A 224-nucleotide genomic window follows, 5' to 3' on the forward strand; every position below is an offset into this window, starting at 1 on the left:
TTCCGCCACGACCGCAGCAAATCTTTATAGTTATATCGACATTGGTAATTCGATGTAACGTTGTGCTCTTGGTTTGCTATTTAGCTTAAAAACAAACTAAGTAAAAACAAAGAGTTTAAATAGTGGCTGGGCTACCTGGATTCGAACCAGGGAATGCTGGCATCAAAAGCCAGTGCCTTACCGCTTGGCGATAGCCCAACAAGGATATCATTTAAGATATCTAA

Annotated in this window: 1 tRNA gene; it reads right to left on the bottom strand. The window is 40.6% G+C overall.

The features are described 5' to 3' along the window. Positions 1-123: 123 nt before the first annotated feature. Positions 124-198, bottom strand: a tRNA-Gln gene (locus AACT19_RS01570). Between the last annotated feature and the right edge of the window lie 26 nt (positions 199-224).

The organism is Vibrio sp. 10N.222.47.A9 (genome assembly GCF_963872585.1).
In the GTDB taxonomy this organism is placed as follows: domain Bacteria; phylum Pseudomonadota; class Gammaproteobacteria; order Enterobacterales; family Vibrionaceae; genus Vibrio; species Vibrio splendidus.